Source organism: Pseudomonas sp. P4_C4 (genome assembly GCF_056402055.1).
The window spans coordinates 23,786-43,607 of the sequence record NZ_JBFUID010000010.1 but is presented as its reverse complement, the minus strand read 5'-3'; the positions used below and the strand labels follow the sequence as shown (position 1 = coordinate 43,607).

The following is a 19,822-nucleotide window of genomic DNA, read 5'->3' as shown; positions in this document are numbered from 1 at the left end:
GCTAGCGTTTACTTCCAGATCACGTCCAGTGCATTGGGGCTGCCGTCATAGCCGAATTGTTTCATGACGACCGCGCAGGAGTCGCAGGGCGCTAAGGTGGTGGCGATCGTGATGGAGTCCAGGTCTTTTGGATCCGGATATTTCTTGCGTATGACGCTAATGAGCTTGCTCTCAGTGTCCAGCGAGGTTGGGCGAGAGGTGAGCATAGGCGTGTATGTTTCAATATTGTCGATGGTATGGGGGATCGCCTGTAGCTTGCCCGCTGGGGTTATGCTTAGGGCGGTCTCCGGGAATCGGGTTCCTTTATCTATATTGAAGTAACGGGTACCGTCGACGGTTACCTCCTTTCTGTTAGCTGGATTTTGAAACATTGGCAGGAAACCGGTGTCACCTTTGCTGCCGGAAACGCTGACATAGATTTCACGCACCCCAGCTTTGGTCTTGATTTCGGCGAACGCAATATTCCTTGGGGCATGCACTGGTCGCTGGAGTTTTTGGCCGATGATGACTTGCAGTTGCTGCATCATCTTGTCGATGTTTAGAGCCAGGGGCTCGCCCCGACTCGATTGGATGGCGATGACTTTTTTCTGAAACAGATTATTGAAAACCTCCGCTGTCGTTTCACGCACGCTGTCCGGTGCTTTCTTGGACGGTGACCACGTGGCGGCACCATCCTCGGAACTTCTGATGATCATTCTGGTTTTATGATCGAAAAGAATTGCCTCCCCGGGACTGGTATCAACCTTGAGCAGCTCGAGTCGCTTGAGCGTATTGGGCTCGTGGACGCTAATTGGAATGGCAATTTCATCCATGGTTTTCATGGCGCGCTCGACGGCCTCGATGCCATGGATTCTTGCCATGTTGTTGGCATTCAGCGAGCCGGTGTAGACCACCATCAATTGCTCCTTCAGCGCTTCGGACAGCGTTGATGCTTGTTTGAATGTCAGCGGATTACCCAAGCTTCGTCCTTTTGCGAGTTCGGCAACGAAAAAGTCGCTGGCATTTAGGCGTGTAAACACATACCGCTTCGTGCCATCTGCCGCTTCGACAATAATGGCGCCGGCTCTAAGGGTATCCATTACACCCCGATCGGGAACACTGACCTTCACACGTCCAAAAATACCTTGGCAAAACTCGATGGTTGCACCGAGAGTCTCGTGTGTAGCAATCGATGCCCTTTTCATCGGTGCTCCCTTCGCGCCATTCGTATAGATACTATCTCCGAACCAGGGGGCCCAACCTTTGGTTTCATCGAAGCTGTTGATATCAGGAGTAGGGGCGGGGGCGCGAGTGACATAGCTCGTTTCGCATACATCGGCACCTGGGGCACGCCGTACCCGACAAGGCAAGGATCTGAGCATCGCCTGATCATCGATCAGGTCGGCGCGACGCAGCGTGTCGCCATCCAGCCGATACGGCACATCATCGATAAACAACGTAGTTCGGCCATCGACTTCAAGCACTTCCCGAATGCGGCTGTTTTCAGAAACTTCGACAATGACGTGATTTTTGGTGTTATCCAGGGAATTGTAATGCGATCTCCCTAACGAAATATCACCTGAGCGGGTGGTTAGCCGGGGACCGTAGGGTCTGGACGATAATGGATCGATCAAGTGGTAGTCGGCATTGTCGGGAATGGCCGATTTGCGTATGTGGATGTCGTCAATACCCTTGACGGTCGCTAACTGGTCACCCTTTGCCAACGGTTTCCAGCGGCCCGCATCGCTGATCTGCGGCAGCTTGTGCACGAAATCATAACTGCCGGCCTTGCCCGCCAGTTCCTTGATTCTGAGAACGCTGAATCTGGCAAGTTTTACCCCTCTGGCTCCCAATGCCCGGAGCAGCGATCCAATACCATCAACCGGATTCAGCGTTTGCAGGCTCGAAATCAACAGTTTTTTCGTCAGCGACACAAATGCGGGAAGTCTGGCGCGAAAGGTCAGTCGGCCTGCATTACTGATCAGTATTGCCGAGCCCGAGGCAAACTTGCCGATGGGTTGTGCAAAGGAAAGCAGGTCGGCAAACAGGCCGAACGTCCCGTTGATCAGGCGTGTTTTGTCGCCGGAGGCCAAGTCTTCGATACTGTTCCAGAAAGGCATGAACATTTTCCCGATTTCGAGGGCTTTTTCACCCCGCGCCTCTTCGAGTTCGAAACGCGTTTGTCCGTAGGCGGCAATGCGAAGTTTTATCGGGTCCGTGAACAGCAGCTGAGTTGCAATGAAATGACTGATCGCCACGCAACGACTTGATGACAGCGTCAACGGGATAATGTCCGAACTTTCCACTGTCTCTGTCTCGGTGGCGAAAGTGCCCCCTAACTGTTCGATGATAGCCTGGCAACTCGCGTCTTCTTTCGGTTCGCTGCCTGTCGAATGAGCGTCCCAATCAAAGGGCAACGTCTTATGGCGCAATACGCTGACTGAAACGGTCGATTTCAATTGACGCCACTTTTCCGTCTGGATGGCACCACCCAAATGTTCYGGGCCAAGGTTTTCGATACGACGTATGACGCCTGCTCTGGGCAGCAATTCGTAATACCTGGTTTCAATACCGTGTTCGTGACCCTGGGTTTCGCGCGTATGGATCGCCTGCAATATCAAGCCGTTGCGGGCTCGTAGCGGCAAGATCATTTCCGGCGTTTCATTCTGGGCCTCGATACCACGCGTTTCCTTTCTCAAGCTGTATACCCTGAGTTCGCCTAAGGCGATGGCCTGACGGTCGGCAAACGGGAGTGAGGCCAATTGACTTCTGATCAGTGTTTCATAGGCAGTTGTGGTCAGCTGCAGATAGTGCTTGAAGTCGTTGTCGAACAGCGCTTTGACATCGGGCAACCTGGTCTCCGGTGAAATAACCCACCGGGAGCCTGGTTTGCGCCATGGCCTTTCTCCGGTGACGATCCTTCGGCTTTCGTCTATCCGTATCCATTGCGTGCTAATGGTGGTGCCGTCGCTTTGTGTCGCCCGCCAACTTTTCTGATCGTCGAACTTGTCGGATGCATAGACGTCGACAAACGAGTAATAGTCGTACTCCTTGCCTTTAAGCGGCGGCGTGTCACGAAAACCGGCCGGTCCGGTAATGCCCTTTCTAGCCAGTTTTCGACCATCCGAGATGAAGGCATCCTCTCCAAAGATTGACTGCATTTTTGTTTTGGCGATCGCCAGTCGTTCGGGTGGTTTTTTATCGAGTTGAATGAGGGCCTCATTCAACTCGTTTTTTTGGTTTTCCAGTGCAGATAGCGCCAGATCGATGTCGCTCTGTGAATGGTTTTCAAGACTTTTTTGCGAAATGACCCCTTGGGTAACCGCCCAGTCCAGTGACGGAAGCAGCCTCGCCAGGGCGATAAGATTCAATTGCTCTGGCGTTGCTCCGTCGGTTCGTTTGATTGGCAGGTTGACCAATTGCTGGAAGGTCATCCGCTCGATCGAGTCAGGCTCGATGGCTTCGGCCAGCGTTACACCGTGGACAAAATTGACCCAAACCACAGAACTTCCATAGGGAAGATCAGGTGGAATGTCCGGGACTTGAAACGCTCGTGGGAATTCTGGTTGCAGCAAGCGCGCGAGCAAGATCGCCTCAGTCATTGATGACGCTCGCCGGGAATCGAATAGATGCTGTTCAAACTCAGCCCGAATACTCGGATAACTCTTTCCCCAATTCGAGCGTTGATGCCATGGGTATCCAGCGATATCAGCGGGATTACCGCTCTTGTTTGTCCATAAGCGAATGGCTTTGCTGAGCAGTTTGATTCGTACGCCTGATGAAGTTTCTTCGCCGGGTTTTCCACCGTACCAGTTCAAGCCTTCCAACAGCGCCATTGCCAGTCGCTCTGACTCGGCGGAGCGCAAAATGCTTTCCAGCACTACCGTGGGCGTGACACGGACTTGAGCTTCGGTCGCATTGGGCACTGCGTTTTGAATCAGGTAGCTGAATAGCGAGCTTTCGGTTTCGGGAAGAAAGCGCTGGACGATGGCAACGATATCTCTGTTCGTCAGTTGAGCGAGCAGGCTATCGATGGTCATAGCGGATGTCGGAGTGGCTCTCTGTATGGTTTTGAGTAGTTGTCGGTCTTCAGCTGTGGGTGAACGATTCAAGGTGTCGATATCAACACCACTGAAGAGTTGCAATGAGTGACTGGCGCGTCTTTCCTCCAGTTTGTGAATTAGCGACTCCATTTCAGTGGTGTTTTGAGTTTGCGCTGCCGGTAACGCGTAATACGTCAGAACCTGAGGAAGGCTGAGCAACTTATCCGAGCGCAATTGTCCGCCCATGCTGAGAGCTATCGGCTCGATTTTTTCGGTCAGTTCGCGCCAGCCAGGATTTTCAGTCATGGAGAGAATGACTTCGGCACCCTTCTGGTCAGCCGTCTTGTAAACGCTGCGTCCTCCTGCTGTAGACACAGATAAAAAATTCATGATCTTCAACTTTTCGACAAGTGCCAGATAGTCCGGGTGTCTGAGCAAGCTGTGCAAGTGGGTTTGCCCGACGTCATGTTCCTGGGCAAGGGGGGAGTGAGGCTGGGGAGATAAATAGATGCCGGCCAGAGCAAGGCCTCGCGCCTTGGCATCACGTAGACGGCCTAGCAGCGCGTCGTATTCTGCGAGTTGACCCAGATATTGTTGGTATGGGGTTGTTGCCGAAGCATTTGTGGTATGCATAAACAGTGACATCTCTTGATAGGAGGGACGTCAGTCTCGATGCATCAAGGACTGTCTTTGCGGTACATATATATTGGCTGTGTTGATGTTCGAAGCTTTGATCAGCTTGTCGGGACGACGAAGGCACCCTAGTCTAGCTGTAGCGATTTTCGTCCGGACGACAATCGAGCAGCTCTAATGTAAGGGACCTCATGAATCAAAAGCGGACTCTCGGAACGCCACGGCTGTTGGGCATCGTCTGGCCATTTATCGCCGTTGTGGTGTTTCAGGCCCTCTTGGGCGGTGTCAGCCTTTATGTACTGTCGGCTGTTCGCGGTTATGTCGCCGGTGAGAGCCTGTGGTCCAAGGGCCAGAAAGACGCCATCTATTACCTCAATCTCTACGCCGACAGCGGCGACGAAGCGATTTTTCATAAATACCAGAACGCCATTTCCGTGCCTCAGGGTGGGCATGAATTGCGTGTGGCGCTGGATCATCGGCCGCCGAACATCGAGGCGGCACGTGTGGCGATCCTCAAGGGCGGCAACCATCCGGATGACATCACCAGTGTGATCTGGTTGTACCTGAATTTCCGGCACTTCAGTTACCACGAGAAAGCCATCGACCTTTGGATGGTAGGCGACGCGTATCTGGTGCAACTCGATACCATTGCGCAGGAGATGCATCAGCGCATCACCACCAGGCAGGCCACCGATGCCGATATCAAGCGCTGGAAGGATCAGATATTCGTCATCAACGAAAGTGTGACGCCGGCGGCGAAGGCCTTCAGCGATGCCTTGGGCGAAGGCTCGCGTATGATCCTGCGACTGTTGCTGGTGACCAACCTCGCCACCGCCCTGGGTTTGATTGTATTGGCCTTGATGCGCACCCATAAACTGCTCAAGCAGCGCCATGCCTTCGCCGATGCGCTGCAACTGGAGAAAGAGCGGGCGCAGATCACTCTGCAATCGATTGGCGACGGCGTGATCACCACGGATGTTTCCGGTGCGATTGCCTACATGAATCCGGCGGCCGAGGCATTGACCCACTGGAAGGCCGAGCAGGCGACAGGGTTGCCGCTGGCGGCGCTGTTTAACCTGCTGGATGAAAATGCACAGACCGACGGTTTCACCCTGATCGAGCATATTCTGAGCGGTCAACTCAGTGGCGGCAGTGAGCACTCCAGGTTGATTCAACGCCTGGACGGCAGCACGGTGTCGGTCACGCTGGTGGGTGCTCCGATCCGCAATGCCGGCAAAGTCAGCGGAACGGTGCTGGTGCTGCATGACATGACCCAGGAGCGGCAATACATCGCCAATCTGTCGTGGCAGGCGACCCACGACGCCTTGACCGGGCTTGCCAACCGCCGCGAATTCGAATATCGCCTGGAACAGGCGCTGCACAACCTGACCCGCCATTCGGGTCGCCATGCCCTGATGTTCCTCGATCTGGATCAGTTCAAGCTGGTCAACGATACCTGTGGTCACGCGGCGGGCGACGAACTGTTGCGGCATATCTGTGCCTTGTTGCAATCCGGGTTGCGCGAAGGCGATACCCTGGCACGCCTTGGCGGCGACGAGTTCGGTATCCTGCTGGAAAACTGCGCACCGGAAGCGGCGGAGAAAATTGCCGAGAGCCTGCGTCAGACTGTGCAGAATCTGCATTTTGTCTGGAAGGGCCGGCCTTTCGTGACCACTGTCAGTATCGGACTGGTCCATGTTGCGCAGAATCCGACGACGCTCGAAGCCTCGCTGCGTGCTGCCGACATGGCGTGCTACATGGCCAAGGAAAAGGGCCGGAACCGGGTCCAGGTCTATCATCCGGATGACTCGGAATTGTCCCTGCGCTTCGGCGAAATGGCCTGGGTGCAGCGTTTGCACATGGCGCTGGAGGAGGACCGCTTCTGCTTGTACGCCCAGGAAATCGCATCCCTCGGTCATACCGAGCATGGCAGTGGGCATATCGAAATCCTGTTGCGGTTGCATGATGAGGCGGGGCGCATGATCTTGCCCGACAGTTTCATCCCGGCCGCCGAACGCTATGGCCTGATGAGCTCTCTGGACCGCTGGGTTGTGCAGAACGTGTTCAAGATCATTGCCCAGTGTCAGGCCGAACAGCACCAGGGGCCGCTGGCCATGTGTGCGATCAATCTGTCAGGCACGACGATCGGGGATGAGGCGTTTCTGGACTTCCTGCGCGAACAGTTTGTGACGTATTCGATTCCGCCTGAAATGATTTGTTTTGAAATTACTGAGACCAGTGCTATTTCAAATCTTGGCAGCGCCATTCGATTCATTAATGAACTCAAAGGCTTAGGATGCTATTTTTCACTGGATGATTTTTGTGCCGGAATGTCCTCATTCGCGTATCTGAAACATTTGCCTGTAGACTTCCTGAAGATCGATGGGAGTTTCGTAAAGGATATGCTGGACGACCCGATTAACCGCGCCATGGTCGAAGTGATCAATCACATCGGTCATGTCATGGGTAAGCGCACGATTGCCGAGTTTGTCGAAACGCCCCAGATCGAGCAGGCATTGCTGGAGATCGGGGTGGATTACGCTCAAGGGTATGTGATTGAACGCCCGCATTTGTTTACCTTTGATAGCCTGTTAAGTCGTCCCGCCAGGCCTCAGCCTCTGTTGTTCAAGGCCCCTGGCACGTTCCGTTGAAACTCCTGCCGGTCTTACAATCACAATCAAAAGGAGCTCGACAGTGATCGATACATTCAACCGAACCGGACCGCTCATGGAAGCTGCAAGTTACCCTGCCTGGGCCCAGCGCCTGATCCAGGATTGCAGCGAGAGCAAACGCCGGGTTGTCGAACACGAACTGTACCAACGCATGCGAGACAACAAACTCAGTGCAAAGACCATGCGCCAATACCTGATCGGTGGCTGGCCGGTGGTCGAACAGTTCGCGTTGTATATGGCACAAAACCTGACCAAGACACGCTTTGCCCGTCATCCCGGCGAAGATATGGCCCGTCGCTGGCTGATGCGTAATATCCGCGTCGAATTGAACCACGCCGATTACTGGGTGCACTGGAGTCGTGCGCACGGTGTCAGCCTGGAAGACCTGCAGGCACAGCAGGTTGCACCGGAGCTTCACGCCTTGAGCCATTGGTGCTGGCACACCAGTTCAGCCGACTCGCTGATCGTTGCGATTGCCGCTACCAACTACGCCATCGAAGGGGCGACCGGGGAATGGTCGGCGGTCGTTTGTTCCAACGGTATCTACGCCGCCTCGTTCCCCGAGGAAGATCGCAAGCGAGCGATGAAGTGGCTGAAGATGCATGCCCAGTACGACGATGCCCATCCATGGGAAGCCCTGGAAATCATCTGTACATTGGCGGGCACCAACCCGAGCAAATCCCTGCAGGTGGAGTTGCGCCAGGCTGTGTGCAAGAGCTACGACTACATGTACCTGTTTCTCGAACGTTGCATGCAGTTGGAGCACGTAGAGCGGGCACCGGTCGTACGTGAGCGGATGGCACTGGCGGAAGGCTGATTCAACGTCTGCTTGAAACAACTGTGGGAGCGAGCCTGCTCGCGAATACGGACTGTCAGTCAGCATGATCGTTGAAGGTCAGATCCCATTCGCGAGCAGGCTCGCTCCCACATTATTTTGTGGTCGGCAGTTACCCCGCCATCTCCAACCGGTTACGACCTTCGCGCTTGGCCACATACAGTGCACTGTCTGCCCGTCGCAACAGGCTTTCGGCAGACTCGCCGGGTAACAATGTCGAACAGCCGAGGCTGACCGTCAGCAAGATCGTATAACCATCGGCCAGGTATTCTTCAGACTGCACTGCAAACCGCAGCCGCTCACCGACCATGGCCGCGGCCTCGCGGCTGGTGTTCGACAGCAGGATCAGGAACTCTTCACCGCCATAGCGAAACACCATGTCCACGTTGCGCAGCTGGTTTTTGATCGAGGCAGCGACCGCCTTGAGCACGTCATCGCCTGTGCTGTGGCCGTGGGTATCATTGACTTGCTTGAAATGATCGATGTCCAGCATCAGCACCGATAACGGTTGCAGATGGCGCCGGGATAGCTCGATTTCCCTTTGCAATGTCTGGTCCATGGCGATGCGGTTGCCGGTGCCCGTCAGCGGGTCGCGCAGTGCGCTTTGGGTGGCGGTACGGTAAAGCAGCGCGTTGCGCATCGGGAAAAGCAGCGCGGCCAGCAGCGATTCGAGATTGCCCTGTTCCTGTTCGCTGAAACGCTGATTGCGGCGGAAAATCAGCTCACCCAGGTGTTCGCCTTCGTGGCTGAGGCTGTAACTGATGGAATGGTGGCCGCGTTGGCCGAACTCCAGACGCAAGTCACTGCTCTTGTGCAGGTAGCACAAAGCGTCCAGCGGCACCAATCGCTGAATCTCGCGATAGAACGTCCCAAGAATGCGTTGCGGTTCCAGACTGGTTTGCAGCTGCAGGCTCAGTTGCTGGCGCAATTGCGCAAGACTGATAGGCCTTGCCAGAAGAAGCGGTTGCTGACCAAAGCCCAGGCGCTGCAATTTGGCGCTATCGAAGTCAATTGCGTTGGTCTGGGGAGGTGGTTTCATAAGGCGTGCGCCCCTAAGCAGTAAGGCTGTCTTACAAGCAGGGTGAGAGCGGCTTAGGCTGCGCGTCGTACTGGTCCGTCAGTCCCGTAGGACATTTCGTACAAGTTTAATCTGCTTTGTAGAAGATGAGTAATCGCCGCACTCAAGCTTCGTTCCGTCTGCTTTCACGTTGCGTGTCTTAGCAAACTTAGAGCGAAAGTCGTGCCATTCGGTTCATCTTAATAAAATTTGTATTAAATCAACAGGTTGTGCTTCGTCTATTACGTGTGCAGCGCAGTATGTGACGTTTGTTTGACAGGTTCCTGGCGTGTATTCGAGTGCCGCGACAGGAAATCGGCGCGGCACCAAAAAGCGACGTACGGTCGCTACTGGGCGTTGAACGCCTGGCCGTTGATACCGGTGCTGTCCGGGCCCATCAAGTAAAGGTAGACCGGCATGATCTCCTCGGGCGTCGGGTTGTTCAGCGGATTTTCACCCGGGTAAGCCTGGGCGCGCATGCTGGTGCGGGTAGCGCCCGGGTTGATGCTGTTGGAGCGTACCGGGGCCACGGTATCGACTTCGTCGGCCAGGGTTTGCATCAGACCTTCAGTGGCGAATTTGGAGACGCCGTAAGCGCCCCAGTACGCACGTCCCTTGCGGCCGACGCTGCTGGACGTGAACACCACCGAGGCATCTTGCGACAGCTTGAGCAGCGGCAGCAGAGTGCTGGTGAGCATGAACATGGCATTGACGTTGACTTGCATGACCCGCATGAAGTTTTCGCCGGACAACTGCTCGATCGGCGTGCGCGGGCCGATGATCGATGCATTGTGCAGCAGGCCGTCGAGATGCCCGAATTCGCTTTCGATCATCGCCGCCAGCTCATCGTATTGATGGGGCAGGGCGGTTTCGAGGTTGAACGGGATCACCGCCGGTTGTGGATGGCCGGCGGCTTCGATTTCGTCGTAGACCTGGGTCAGGTTGGCTTCGGTCTTGCCCAGCAGCAGCACGGTTGCGCCGTGTGCCGCGTAGGCTTTTGCCGCTGCGGCGCCAATGCCACGTCCTGCGCCGGTGACCAGAATGACCCGATCCTTGAGCAGTTCGGGGCGGGCGGAATAATCAAACATAAAAAACCTCAATCCATAACAAAGCTGGAAAAGATCGCAGCCTGCGGCAGCTCCTACGTCGATCGCGGTCCCCTGTAGGAACTGCCGCAGGCTGCGATCTCTTGACTTTAATCAGCAGCTGCAAAGCGCACTATCGAGCACCTTGCGCAACTCCAGCGGATGATCAACCACCACATCCGCACCCCAATGCCGCGGATTATCGTCCGGGTGGATATAGCCGAAGGTCACCGCAGCAGTCTTGGTGCCGGCATCGCGGCCCGATTCGATGTCGCGCAAGTCATCGCCAACGAACAGCACGCTGGCCGGATCGAGATCGAGCATCTTGCAGGCGAGGATCAGCGGCTCGGGATCCGGTTTGCTGTTCTTCACATGATCCGGGCAGATCAGCAGCGCCGAGCGTTCAGCCAGCCCCAACTGTTGCATGATCGGCTCGGCGAAGCGCAGCGGCTTGTTGGTGACCACGCCCCAGACCAGGTTGGCCTTCTCGATGTCCGCCAGCAGTTCGCCCATGCCGTCGAACAGCTTGCTGTGAACGGCACAACCGACGAGGTAGCGCTCCAGAAACTCCAGGCGCAGTTCCTCGAACCCCGGCGATTCCGGGTCCATGGCGAAGGTCACCGCGACCATCGCCTTGGCGCCGCCGGAAATCTCGTCGCGAATGTGCTTGTCGTTCATCGGTGGCAAGCCACGGTCGGCACGCATCGCCTGACAGATCGCAATGAAGTCCGGCGCGGTGTCGAGCAGAGTGCCGTCCATGTCGAAAAGAACTGCTCTGATTGGCATCGGCTTACTCCTCGCGCAGGGTCTGGATCATGTAGTTGACGTCCACGTCGGCCGCCAGTTTGTAGTGCTTGGTCAGCGGGTTGTAGGTCAGGCCGATGATGTCCTTGACGGTCAGGCCGGCCATGCGGCTCCAGGCGCCAAGTTCGGAGGGGCGGATGAATTTCTTGAAGTCGTGGGTGCCGCGCGGCAGCAGCTTCATGATGTATTCGGCGCCGACGATGGCGAACAGGTACGCCTTCGGGTTGCGGTTGATGGTGGAGAAGAACACCTGGCCGCCGGGCTTGACCATGCGGAAACAGGCGCGGATGACCGACGACGGATCCGGCACGTGCTCAAGCATTTCCAGGCAGGTGACCACGTCGAACTGCTCCGGCATTTCCTCGGCCAGGGCTTCGGCGGTGATCTGTCGGTACTCGACGCTCACGCCCGACTCCAGCTGATGCAACTGGGCAACCGCCAACGGAGCTTCGCCCATGTCGATACCCATCACGGTCGCACCGCGTTGGGCCATGGCTTCGCTGAGGATGCCGCCGCCGCAACCGACGTCGAGGACTTTTTTACCGGCCAGGTTGACCCGCTCGTCAATCCAGTTGACCCGCAGCGGGTTGATGTCGTGCAGCGGTTTGAATTCGCTTTCGCGGTCCCACCAGCGATGAGCCAGGGCCTCGAATTTGGCGATTTCGGCGTAGTCGACGTTGCTCATGGTCTAGTCCTCTAAAACTTGAAAAGTCCTGTTGCCCCGGATTGCGTTCCAGGGTGCTTACGATTCGGTGCGGCCGCTGATGCGCTGGCCCCAGGCCCTCGCGACAGCGCCAAGCTGTTGTTCATCCAGGCGTGTCAGGCGACGGTCGTCGAGCAACTGCTTGCCGGCAACCCAAAGGTGTTTCACGCAGTCGCGGCCGGTGGCATATATAAGCTGCGAAACCGGTTCGTAGACCGGTTGCTGGGCCAGGCCGGAGAGGTCGAAAGCCACCATGTCCGCGGCCTTGCCGATTTCCAGCGAACCGACTTCGGCCTCGATACCCAGTGCCCGGGCGCCATTGAGGGTGGCCATGCGCAAGGCACGATGGGCATCCAGCGCGGTGGCCGAGCCGGCGACAGCCTTGGCCAGCAGGGCCGCGGTGCGGGTTTCGCCGAGCAGGTCCAGGTCATTGTTGCTGGCCGCGCCATCGGTGCCGACCGCAACATTGACCCCGGCCTGCCACAAACGCTCGACCGGGCAGAACCCGCTGGCCAGCTTCAGGTTCGACTCCGGGCAATGAATCACATTGCTGTTGCTTTCTACCAGCAGCGCCAGGTCTTCTTCGCTGATCTGGGTCATGTGAACCGCCTGGAAGCGCGGTCCCAGCAAACCCAGGCGCGCCAGTCGGGCCAGTGGTCGTTCACCGCGCTGCTCGACCGATTGTTGTACTTCGAAGGCGGTTTCATGCACGTGCATGTGGATCGAAGCGTCCAGTTCCTCGGCGATCATCCGGATTTTTTCCAGGTTTTCGTCGCCTACGGTGTAGGGTGCATGGGGGCCGAAGGTGATTTTGATGCGTTCGTGGTGCTTGAGATCGCCAAACAGTTCAACGCCCTGACGAATGGCTTCGTCCGCCGTGGCGGCCCCCGGAATCGGGAAGTCGAGGATCGGAATCGCGATTTGCGCGCGAATGCCGCTGTTGTGCACGCGCTCGCTGGCAACCTTCGGGAAGAAGTACATGTCAGAGAAACAGGTGATGCCGCCTTTGATTTGCTCGGCGATGGCAAGGTCGGTACCGTCGCGCACGAAAGCTTCATCGACCCATTTGGCCTCGGCGGGCCAGATATGGTTTTCCAGCCAGGTCATCAATGGCAGATCATCGGCCAGGCCACGGAACAGCGTCATCGCCGCGTGCCCGTGGGCATTGATCAGGCCGGGGCTGAGCAGCATGTCGGGCAATTCGCGGGTTTCGGTTGCGTTAAGCTTCAGCGCGGCGGAACGTGGGCCGATAAACACGATGCGTCCATCACGGATGCCCACGCCATGTTCCTTGAGGACAACACCAGCGGGTTCGACGGGTACCAGCCAGGTCGGCAGCAATAACAGGTCGAGCGCAGCGGCAGTGTTCGGCATCGAGGGTCGGTTCCAGTGCTTTTGTATGGGATGGCGAAGTATACCCGAGCGTCTTCGCGGGGGGATCGCTATAATCGGCGGCTTTTGTTCATGAGTGCGGGGTGAGGGATGCGCGATCGACTGTTGGCTGCGGAAAAGGTAAAGGCCATCGATTGGCGTGATGGCGCTCTCCATCTGCTGGATCAGCGTATTTTGCCGTTCGAGGAAACCTGGATTGCCTACACCAGTGCAGCGGGTGTGGCCGAGGCCATCCGCTCGATGGTGGTGCGCGGCGCTCCGGCTATTGGTATTAGTGCGGCTTATGGCATCGTACTGGCAGCCCGCGCCCGGATTGCCGAAGGGGGTGACTGGTACGCTGCACTGGAAGAGGATTTCATGCTGTTGGCCGATTCCCGTCCTACCGCCGTCAACCTGTTCTGGGCGCTGGGCCGCATGCACGACCGGCTCGATCGCCTGAAAAACAATGCCGATCCGCTGGAGGCACTGGAGGCCGAGGCCATCGCCATTCACGAAAGTGATCGCGAAGCCAACCTGACCATGGCCCAGCTGGGTGTGGACCTGATCCGCAAGCATCAGGGCAACGCCCAGGCGATCCTCACCCACTGCAACACCGGCGCACTGGCCACGGGCGGCTTTGGCACGGCGCTGGGGGTGATTCGTGGTGCATTCATCGAAGGTATGATCGAGCAGGTCTATGTCGACGAAACCCGCCCATGGCTGCAGGGCTCGCGGCTGACCGCATGGGAGCTGGCCAATGAAGGCATTCCCGTGACCCTCAATGTCGATTCCGCCGCCGCGCATATCATGAAGACCAAAGGCCCTACCTGGGTCATCGTCGGCGCTGACCGGATCACCGCCAATGGCGACGTGGCCAACAAGATCGGCACCTATCAACTGGCGGTCAACGCCATGCACCACGGCGTGCGCTTCATGGTGGTGGCGCCGAGTTCGACCATCGACATGAACCTGGCCAGTGGCGATGACATTCCGATTGAAGAGCGTGATGGTCGCGAGTTGCTGGAGGTCGGTGGCAAGCGCGTCGGGGCTGACGTCAATGCCTTCAACCCGGTGTTCGACGTGACGCCGGCGGATCTGATCGATGCGATCGTCACCGAAAAAGGCATCGTCGAGCGCCCGGATACGGCGAAGATGGCGCAGTTGATGTGCCGTAAGCGTCTGCATTGATAATCTTTGGTGTCTGGTAAGCCGCCATCGCGAGCAAGCTCGCTCCCACAGGTTTTGTGTGTACCGCAAACACTGTGGGAGCGAGCTTGCTCGCGATGGGGCCGTCAAACCCAATGAATCAACCCGAATCAGCCACAAATTCTCCATTCAACACAGCTCTAAGCCTCTCTCGTCCCCTTCAAGCCTGTCACCGGTCAACTAACTACTCTCCATGCGCGTCTGGGGGATAGGTGCGTGGCGGCTCTTGTGATAACATCCGGCGGTTTCCAAGGTTGCCCCGCGGGGTGATCTTTACTGCGCAGATCCATGGCATAACTCGTTGATTTGTCGTAAGCCAATGCATGGCACTGAGCCTGCAGCGGCGAGCTTCGTTGGTCCTGACGAAGTTTCACCAGAAAAAGGAATCAGGCTTCTCATGGGCGAACTGGCCAAAGAAATCCTCCCGGTCAATATCGAAGACGAGCTGAAGCAGTCCTACCTCGACTACGCGATGAGCGTAATTGTCGGGCGGGCACTGCCGGATGCGCGCGATGGCTTGAAGCCCGTGCACCGGCGCGTGCTGTTCGCGATGAGCGAGCTGGGCAACGACTTCAACAAGCCGTACAAGAAATCTGCCCGTGTTGTCGGTGACGTGATCGGTAAGTATCACCCGCACGGTGATACCGCGGTGTACGACACCATCGTTCGGATGGCACAGCCATTCTCCCTGCGCTACCTGCTGGTAGACGGCCAGGGCAACTTCGGTTCGGTGGACGGCGACAACGCCGCGGCCATGCGATACACCGAAGTGCGCATGACCAAGCTGGCGCACGAGCTGCTGGCTGACCTGCATAAAGAAACCGTGGACTGGGTGCCGAACTACGACGGCACCGAAATGATTCCGGCGGTCATGCCGACCCGTATTCCCAACCTGCTGGTCAACGGCTCCAGCGGTATCGCCGTAGGCATGGCGACCAACATTCCGCCGCACAACCTCGGTGAAGTCATCGACGGTTGCCTGGCGCTCATCGACAACCCTGAGCTGACCGTCGACGAGCTGATGCAATACATCCCCGGTCCGGACTTCCCGACCGCCGCGATCATCAACGGTCGCGCCGGCATCATCGAAGCCTACCGCACCGGTCGCGGGCGCATTTACATGCGCGCCCGCTCGATGATCGAAGACATCGACAAGGTCGGTGGCCGCCAGCAGATCGTCATCACCGAACTCCCTTACCAGCTGAACAAGGCGCGTCTGATCGAGAAGATCGCCGAGCTGGTCAAAGAGAAGAAGCTTGAAGGCATCACCGAACTGCGCGACGAGTCCGACAAGGACGGTATGCGCGTCGTGATCGAGCTGCGTCGCGGCGAAGTGCCTGAGGTCATCCTCAACAACCTCTACGCCCAGACCCAGCTGCAAGCGGTGTTCGGTATCAACATCGTCGCGCTGATCGACGGCCGTCCGCGGATCCTGAACCTCAAGGACCTGCTGGAAGCCTTCGTCCGTCACCGCCGCGAAGTGGTGACCCGTCGTACCGTGTTCGAACTGCGCAAGGCGCGCGAGCGTGGTCATATCCTTGAAGGTCAAGCGGTTGCCCTGTCGAACATCGACCCGGTCATCGCCCTGATCAAGGCGTCGCCAACGCCGTCGGAAGCCAAGGAAGCGCTGATCAGCACGCCTTGGGAATCCTCGGCCGTGGTGGCGATGGTTGAACGTGCCGGCGCCGATTCGTGCCGTCCGGAAAACCTCGATCCGCAATACGGTCTGCGCGACGGCAAGTACTTCCTGTCGCCAGAACAGGCGCAAGCCATTCTGGAACTGCGTCTGCACCGCCTGACCGGTCTGGAACACGAAAAACTGCTGGCCGAGTATCAAGAGATCCTCAACCAGATCGGCGAGCTGATCCGCATCCTCAACAGCGCCACGCGCCTGATGGAAGTGATCCGCGAAGAGCTGGAAGTGATTCGCGCCGAATACGGCGACGTGCGTCGTACTGAAATCCTCGATGCCCGTCTCGACCTGACCCTGGGTGACATGATCCCGGAAGAAGAGCGCGTCGTGACCATTTCCCACGGTGGCTACGCCAAGACCCAGCCGCTGGCTGCGTACCAGGCCCAGCGTCGTGGCGGTAAAGGCAAGTCGGCGACCGGCGTCAAGGATGAGGACTACATCGCTCACCTGCTGGTTGCCAACAGCCACACCACGCTGCTGCTGTTCTCCAGCAAGGGCAAGGTGTACTGGCTGAAAACCTACGAAATCCCTGAAGCGTCACGTGCTGCCCGTGGTCGTCCGCTGGTCAACCTGCTGCCGCTGGATGACGGTGAATACATCACCACCATGCTGCCGGTCGAGGAGTACACCGAAGGTCACTACATCTTCATGGCCACCGCCAACGGCACCGTGAAGAAGACCCCGCTGGAATCCTTCAGCCGTCAACGCAGCGTCGGCCTGATCGCGCTGGAGCTGGACGAAGGCGACGTGCTGATTTCCGCGGCCATCACCGATGGCGAGCGCGAAGTGATGCTGTTCTCCGATGGCGGCAAGGTCACCCGTTTCAAGGAATCCGACGTTCGTGCCATGGGCCGTACCGCCCGCGGTGTGCGCGGCATGCGTCTGCCGGAAGGCCAGAAGCTGATTTCCATGCTGATCCCGGAAGAAGGCAGCCAGATCCTCACAGCTTCGGCGCGTGGCTACGGCAAGCGCACGGCGATCACCGAGTTCCCTGAGTACAAGCGTGGCGGCCAGGGCGTTATTGCCATGGTCAGCAACGAGCGTAACGGCCGTCTGGTCGGTGCGGTCCAGGTGCTCGACGGCGAGGAAATCATGCTGATTTCCGACCAGGGCACTCTGGTGCGCACCCGTGTCGACGAAGTGTCCAGCCTGGGTCGTAACACCCAGGGCGTGACCCTGATCAAACTGGCCAACGATGAAACGCTGGTCGGTCTGGAGCGGGTTCAGGAGCCGTCGGAAGTCGAAGGCGAAGAGCTGGAAGGTGAAGAGGGTGAAGGGTTTGTCGGTGAAGTCGTGATCGACGACGTTGCCGAAGACCAGCAACTCGACGCCGCCGCTGACGAAGAACCACAGGAATAAGCGGGTAAGCAGGGGGCGGATGAAAATTCGCCCCCTTGTTGTTTGTCCGTACGGAAATACTGAAATCCCATGTAGGAGCGAGCTTGCTCGCGATGGTCGTCAACGATAACGCAGGGCGTCTGGTGCACCCTTGTGCTCTCAGGTTTTTCGCGAGCAAGCTCGCTCCTACAGTGATACCACCAAATCAGAGCGAGATTGGATGTGAGCAAGAGAGCCTATAACTTCTGTGCCGGTCCTGCGGCGCTTCCCGAAGCTGTCCTGCAGCGCGCCCAGGGTGAACTCCTCGACTGGCACGGCAAGGGTCTGTCGGTCATGGAAATGAGCCATCGCAGTGATGAGTTCGTGTCCATCGCCACCAAGGCCGAGCAGGATCTGCGTGATCTGCTGAATATCCCCTCGAACTATAAAGTGCTGTTCCTGCAAGGTGGCGCCAGCCAGCAATTTGCTCAGATTCCTCTGAACCTGTTGCCGGAAAACGGCTCGGCCGACTATATCGACACCGGTATCTGGTCACAGAAAGCCATCGAAGAAGCTTCACGCTTCGGCCACGTCAACGTTGCCGGCACCGCCAGGCCTTACGACTATTTCGCCATTCCCGGCCAGAACGAATGGAAGCTGTCGAAAGACGCGGCCTACGTCCACTACGCGCCGAACGAAACCATTGGCGGCCTGGAATTCCAATGGATTCCGGAAACCGGTGATGTTCCGCTGGTCGCCGACATGTCCTCGGACATCCTGTCGCGCCCGGTGGATGTTTCGCGTTTTGGCATGATTTACGCCGGCGCCCAGAAAAACATCGGTCCGAGCGGTATCGTCGTCAACATCGTTCGCGAAGACCTGCTGGGCAAGGCTCGTTCCCTGTGCCCGACCATGCTCGACTACAAGGTCGCGGCCGATAACGGTTCGATGTACAACACCCCGCCGACCCTGGCCTGGTACTTGTCCGGCCTGGTGTTCGAGTGGCTGAAAGAGCAGGGCGGCGTCGAGGCCATCGGCAAGCTCAACGAAGTCAAGCAGCGCACGCTGTACGGCTTCATCGATGCCAGCGGCCTATACAGCAACCCGATCAACAAGTCGGACCGCTCGTGGATGAACGTGCCGTTCCGCCTGGCGGATGATCGTCTGGACAAGCCGTTCCTGGCTGGTGCCGATGAGCGTGGCCTGTTGAACCTCAAGGGGCACCGTTCCGTGGGTGGTATGCGCGCCTCCATCTATAACGCCGTCGACATCAACGCCGTCAATGCGCTGATTTCGTACATGGCAGAGTTCGAGAAGGAACACGGCTAATGTCTGAGCAAGAACTCAAGGCACTGCGCCTGCGCATTGATGCCCTGGACGAAAAGGTCCTGGAGCTGATCAGTGAGCGTGCGCGCTGCGCCCAGGAAGTCGCGCGAGTAAAGATGGCCTCGCTGGCCGAAGGCGAAGTGCCGGTGTTCTATCGTCCTGAGCGCGAAGCTCAGGTGCTCAAGCGTGTCATGCAGCGTAACCAGGGGCCGCTGGGCAACGAAGAGATGGCGCGGTTGTTCCGCGAAATCATGTCTTCGTGCCTGGCGCTCGAACAGCCGCTGAAAGTGGCTTATCTCGGCCCTGAAGGTACCTTCACCCAGGCGGCGGCCATGAAGCACTTCGGTCACGCCGTGATCAGCAAGCCGATGGCGGCGATCGACGAAGTGTTCCGTGAGGTGGCGGCCGGTGCGGTGAATTTTGGCGTGGTGCCGGTGGAAAACTCCACCGAAGGCGCGGTCAATCACACCCTCGACAGCTTCCTTGAGCACGACATGGTGATCTGCGGCGAAGTCGAACTGCGTATCCACCATCACCTGTTGGTCGGTGAAAACACCAAGACCGACAGCATCAGCCGTATCTACTCCCACGCCCAGTCCCTGGCCCAGTGCCGCAAGTGGCTGGACGCCCATTACCCGAATGTCGAGCGCGTGGCGGTGTCCAGCAACGCCGAAGCGGCCAAGCGGGTCAAGGGCGAGTGGAACTCGGCGGCGATTGCCGGCGACATGGCGGCCGGCCTGTATGGCTTGACCCGTCTGGCCGAAAAAATCGAGGACCGTCCGGATAACTCCACGCGCTTCCTGATGATCGGTAATCAGGAAGTGCCGCCGACTGGCGACGACAAGACCTCGATCATCGTTTCGATGAGCAACAAGCCGGGTGCGCTGCACGAGTTGCTGGTGCCGTTCCACGACAATGGCATCGACCTGACGCGAATCGAGACTCGTCCGTCGCGCAGCGGCAAGTGGACCTACGTGTTCTTCATCGACTTCGTTGGCCACCACCGCGACCCACTGGTCAAAAGTGTGCTGGAAAAGATCAGTCAGGAAGCAGTGGCACTTAAAGTGCTGGGTTCCTACCCGAAAGCAGTTCTGTAAG

The 19,822-nt window shown here is 57.7% G+C and carries 12 protein-coding genes and 1 pseudogene; 7 read left to right on the top strand and 6 right to left on the bottom strand.

Annotation, left to right across the window (positions count from 1 at the left end; translation table 11 throughout):
- Positions 1–8 precede the first annotated feature (8 nt).
- A complete protein-coding gene (locus tag AC1DXW_RS07865) occupies positions 9–4,655 on the bottom strand; it encodes a hypothetical protein (RefSeq protein ID WP_477759899.1) in 4,647 nt (1,548 codons plus the stop codon).
- A gap of 191 nt (positions 4,656–4,846) precedes the next feature.
- On the opposite strand from AC1DXW_RS07865, the gene AC1DXW_RS07860 reads away from it, so the two are divergent.
- The gene (locus AC1DXW_RS07860) at positions 4,847–7,306 is read left to right on the top strand and encodes an EAL domain-containing protein (RefSeq protein WP_477754610.1); all 2,460 of its coding nucleotides are present in this window, start codon (positions 4,847–4,849) and stop codon (positions 7,304–7,306) included.
- A gap of 76 nt (positions 7,307–7,382) precedes the next feature.
- On the top strand, positions 7,383–8,144 hold the full coding sequence (locus AC1DXW_RS07855; protein ID WP_477754609.1) for a TenA family transcriptional regulator: 762 nt from the start codon (positions 7,383–7,385) through the stop codon (positions 8,142–8,144).
- 130 nt (positions 8,145–8,274) lie between these two features.
- Here the strand turns inward: AC1DXW_RS07855 and AC1DXW_RS07850 are convergent, their stop codons facing one another.
- The 5 genes from AC1DXW_RS07850 to AC1DXW_RS07830 form a co-directional block, all read right to left on the bottom strand.
- On the bottom strand, positions 8,275–9,201 hold the full coding sequence (locus tag AC1DXW_RS07850; RefSeq protein WP_477754608.1) for a GGDEF domain-containing protein: 927 nt from the start codon (positions 9,199–9,201) through the stop codon (positions 8,275–8,277).
- Between the two features lie 365 nt (positions 9,202–9,566).
- A complete protein-coding gene (locus tag AC1DXW_RS07845) occupies positions 9,567–10,307 on the bottom strand; it encodes a YciK family oxidoreductase (RefSeq protein WP_477754607.1) in 741 nt (246 codons plus the stop codon).
- A 111-nt stretch (positions 10,308–10,418) separates the two neighbouring features.
- Positions 10,419–11,090, bottom strand: coding sequence for an N-acetylmuramic acid 6-phosphate phosphatase MupP (gene mupP / locus AC1DXW_RS07840; protein WP_150758252.1), 672 nt, complete (start codon positions 11,088–11,090; stop codon positions 10,419–10,421).
- Positions 11,091–11,094: 4 nt separating this feature from the next.
- The gene (gene ubiG / locus AC1DXW_RS07835; RefSeq protein WP_046042598.1) at positions 11,095–11,793 is read right to left on the bottom strand and encodes a bifunctional 2-polyprenyl-6-hydroxyphenol methylase/3-demethylubiquinol 3-O-methyltransferase UbiG; all 699 of its coding nucleotides are present in this window, start codon (positions 11,791–11,793) and stop codon (positions 11,095–11,097) included.
- A gap of 57 nt (positions 11,794–11,850) precedes the next feature.
- Positions 11,851–13,185 (bottom strand): TRZ/ATZ family hydrolase, encoded by a 1,335-nt coding sequence (locus tag AC1DXW_RS07830; protein ID WP_477759898.1) that lies wholly within the window; start codon positions 13,183–13,185, stop codon positions 11,851–11,853.
- Positions 13,186–13,293: 108 nt separating this feature from the next.
- On the opposite strand from AC1DXW_RS07830, the gene mtnA reads away from it, so the two are divergent.
- From mtnA to pheA, 5 genes and pseudogenes are all read left to right on the top strand, one after another.
- Positions 13,294–14,370, top strand: a complete 1,077-nt coding sequence (mtnA, locus tag AC1DXW_RS07825) for an S-methyl-5-thioribose-1-phosphate isomerase (protein WP_477756069.1) — start codon at positions 13,294–13,296, stop codon at positions 14,368–14,370.
- 415 nt (positions 14,371–14,785) lie between these two features.
- On the top strand, positions 14,786–17,440 hold the full coding sequence (gene gyrA / locus AC1DXW_RS07820) for a DNA gyrase subunit A (RefSeq protein ID WP_056727165.1): 2,655 nt from the start codon (positions 14,786–14,788) through the stop codon (positions 17,438–17,440).
- A gap of 92 nt (positions 17,441–17,532) precedes the next feature.
- Positions 17,533–17,613: pseudogene (locus tag AC1DXW_RS07815) on the top strand (outer membrane lipoprotein carrier protein LolA); the annotation flags it as partial.
- A gap of 28 nt (positions 17,614–17,641) precedes the next feature.
- Complete coding sequence (gene serC / locus AC1DXW_RS07810) at positions 17,642–18,727, top strand: 3-phosphoserine/phosphohydroxythreonine transaminase (RefSeq protein WP_477759897.1); 1,086 nt, start codon at positions 17,642–17,644, stop codon at positions 18,725–18,727.
- The gene (gene pheA / locus AC1DXW_RS07805) at positions 18,727–19,821 is read left to right on the top strand and encodes a prephenate dehydratase (protein ID WP_477759896.1); all 1,095 of its coding nucleotides are present in this window, start codon (positions 18,727–18,729) and stop codon (positions 19,819–19,821) included. Before serC ends, pheA begins: the two co-directional genes overlap by 1 nt.
- Position 19,822: the final 1 nt, after the last annotated feature.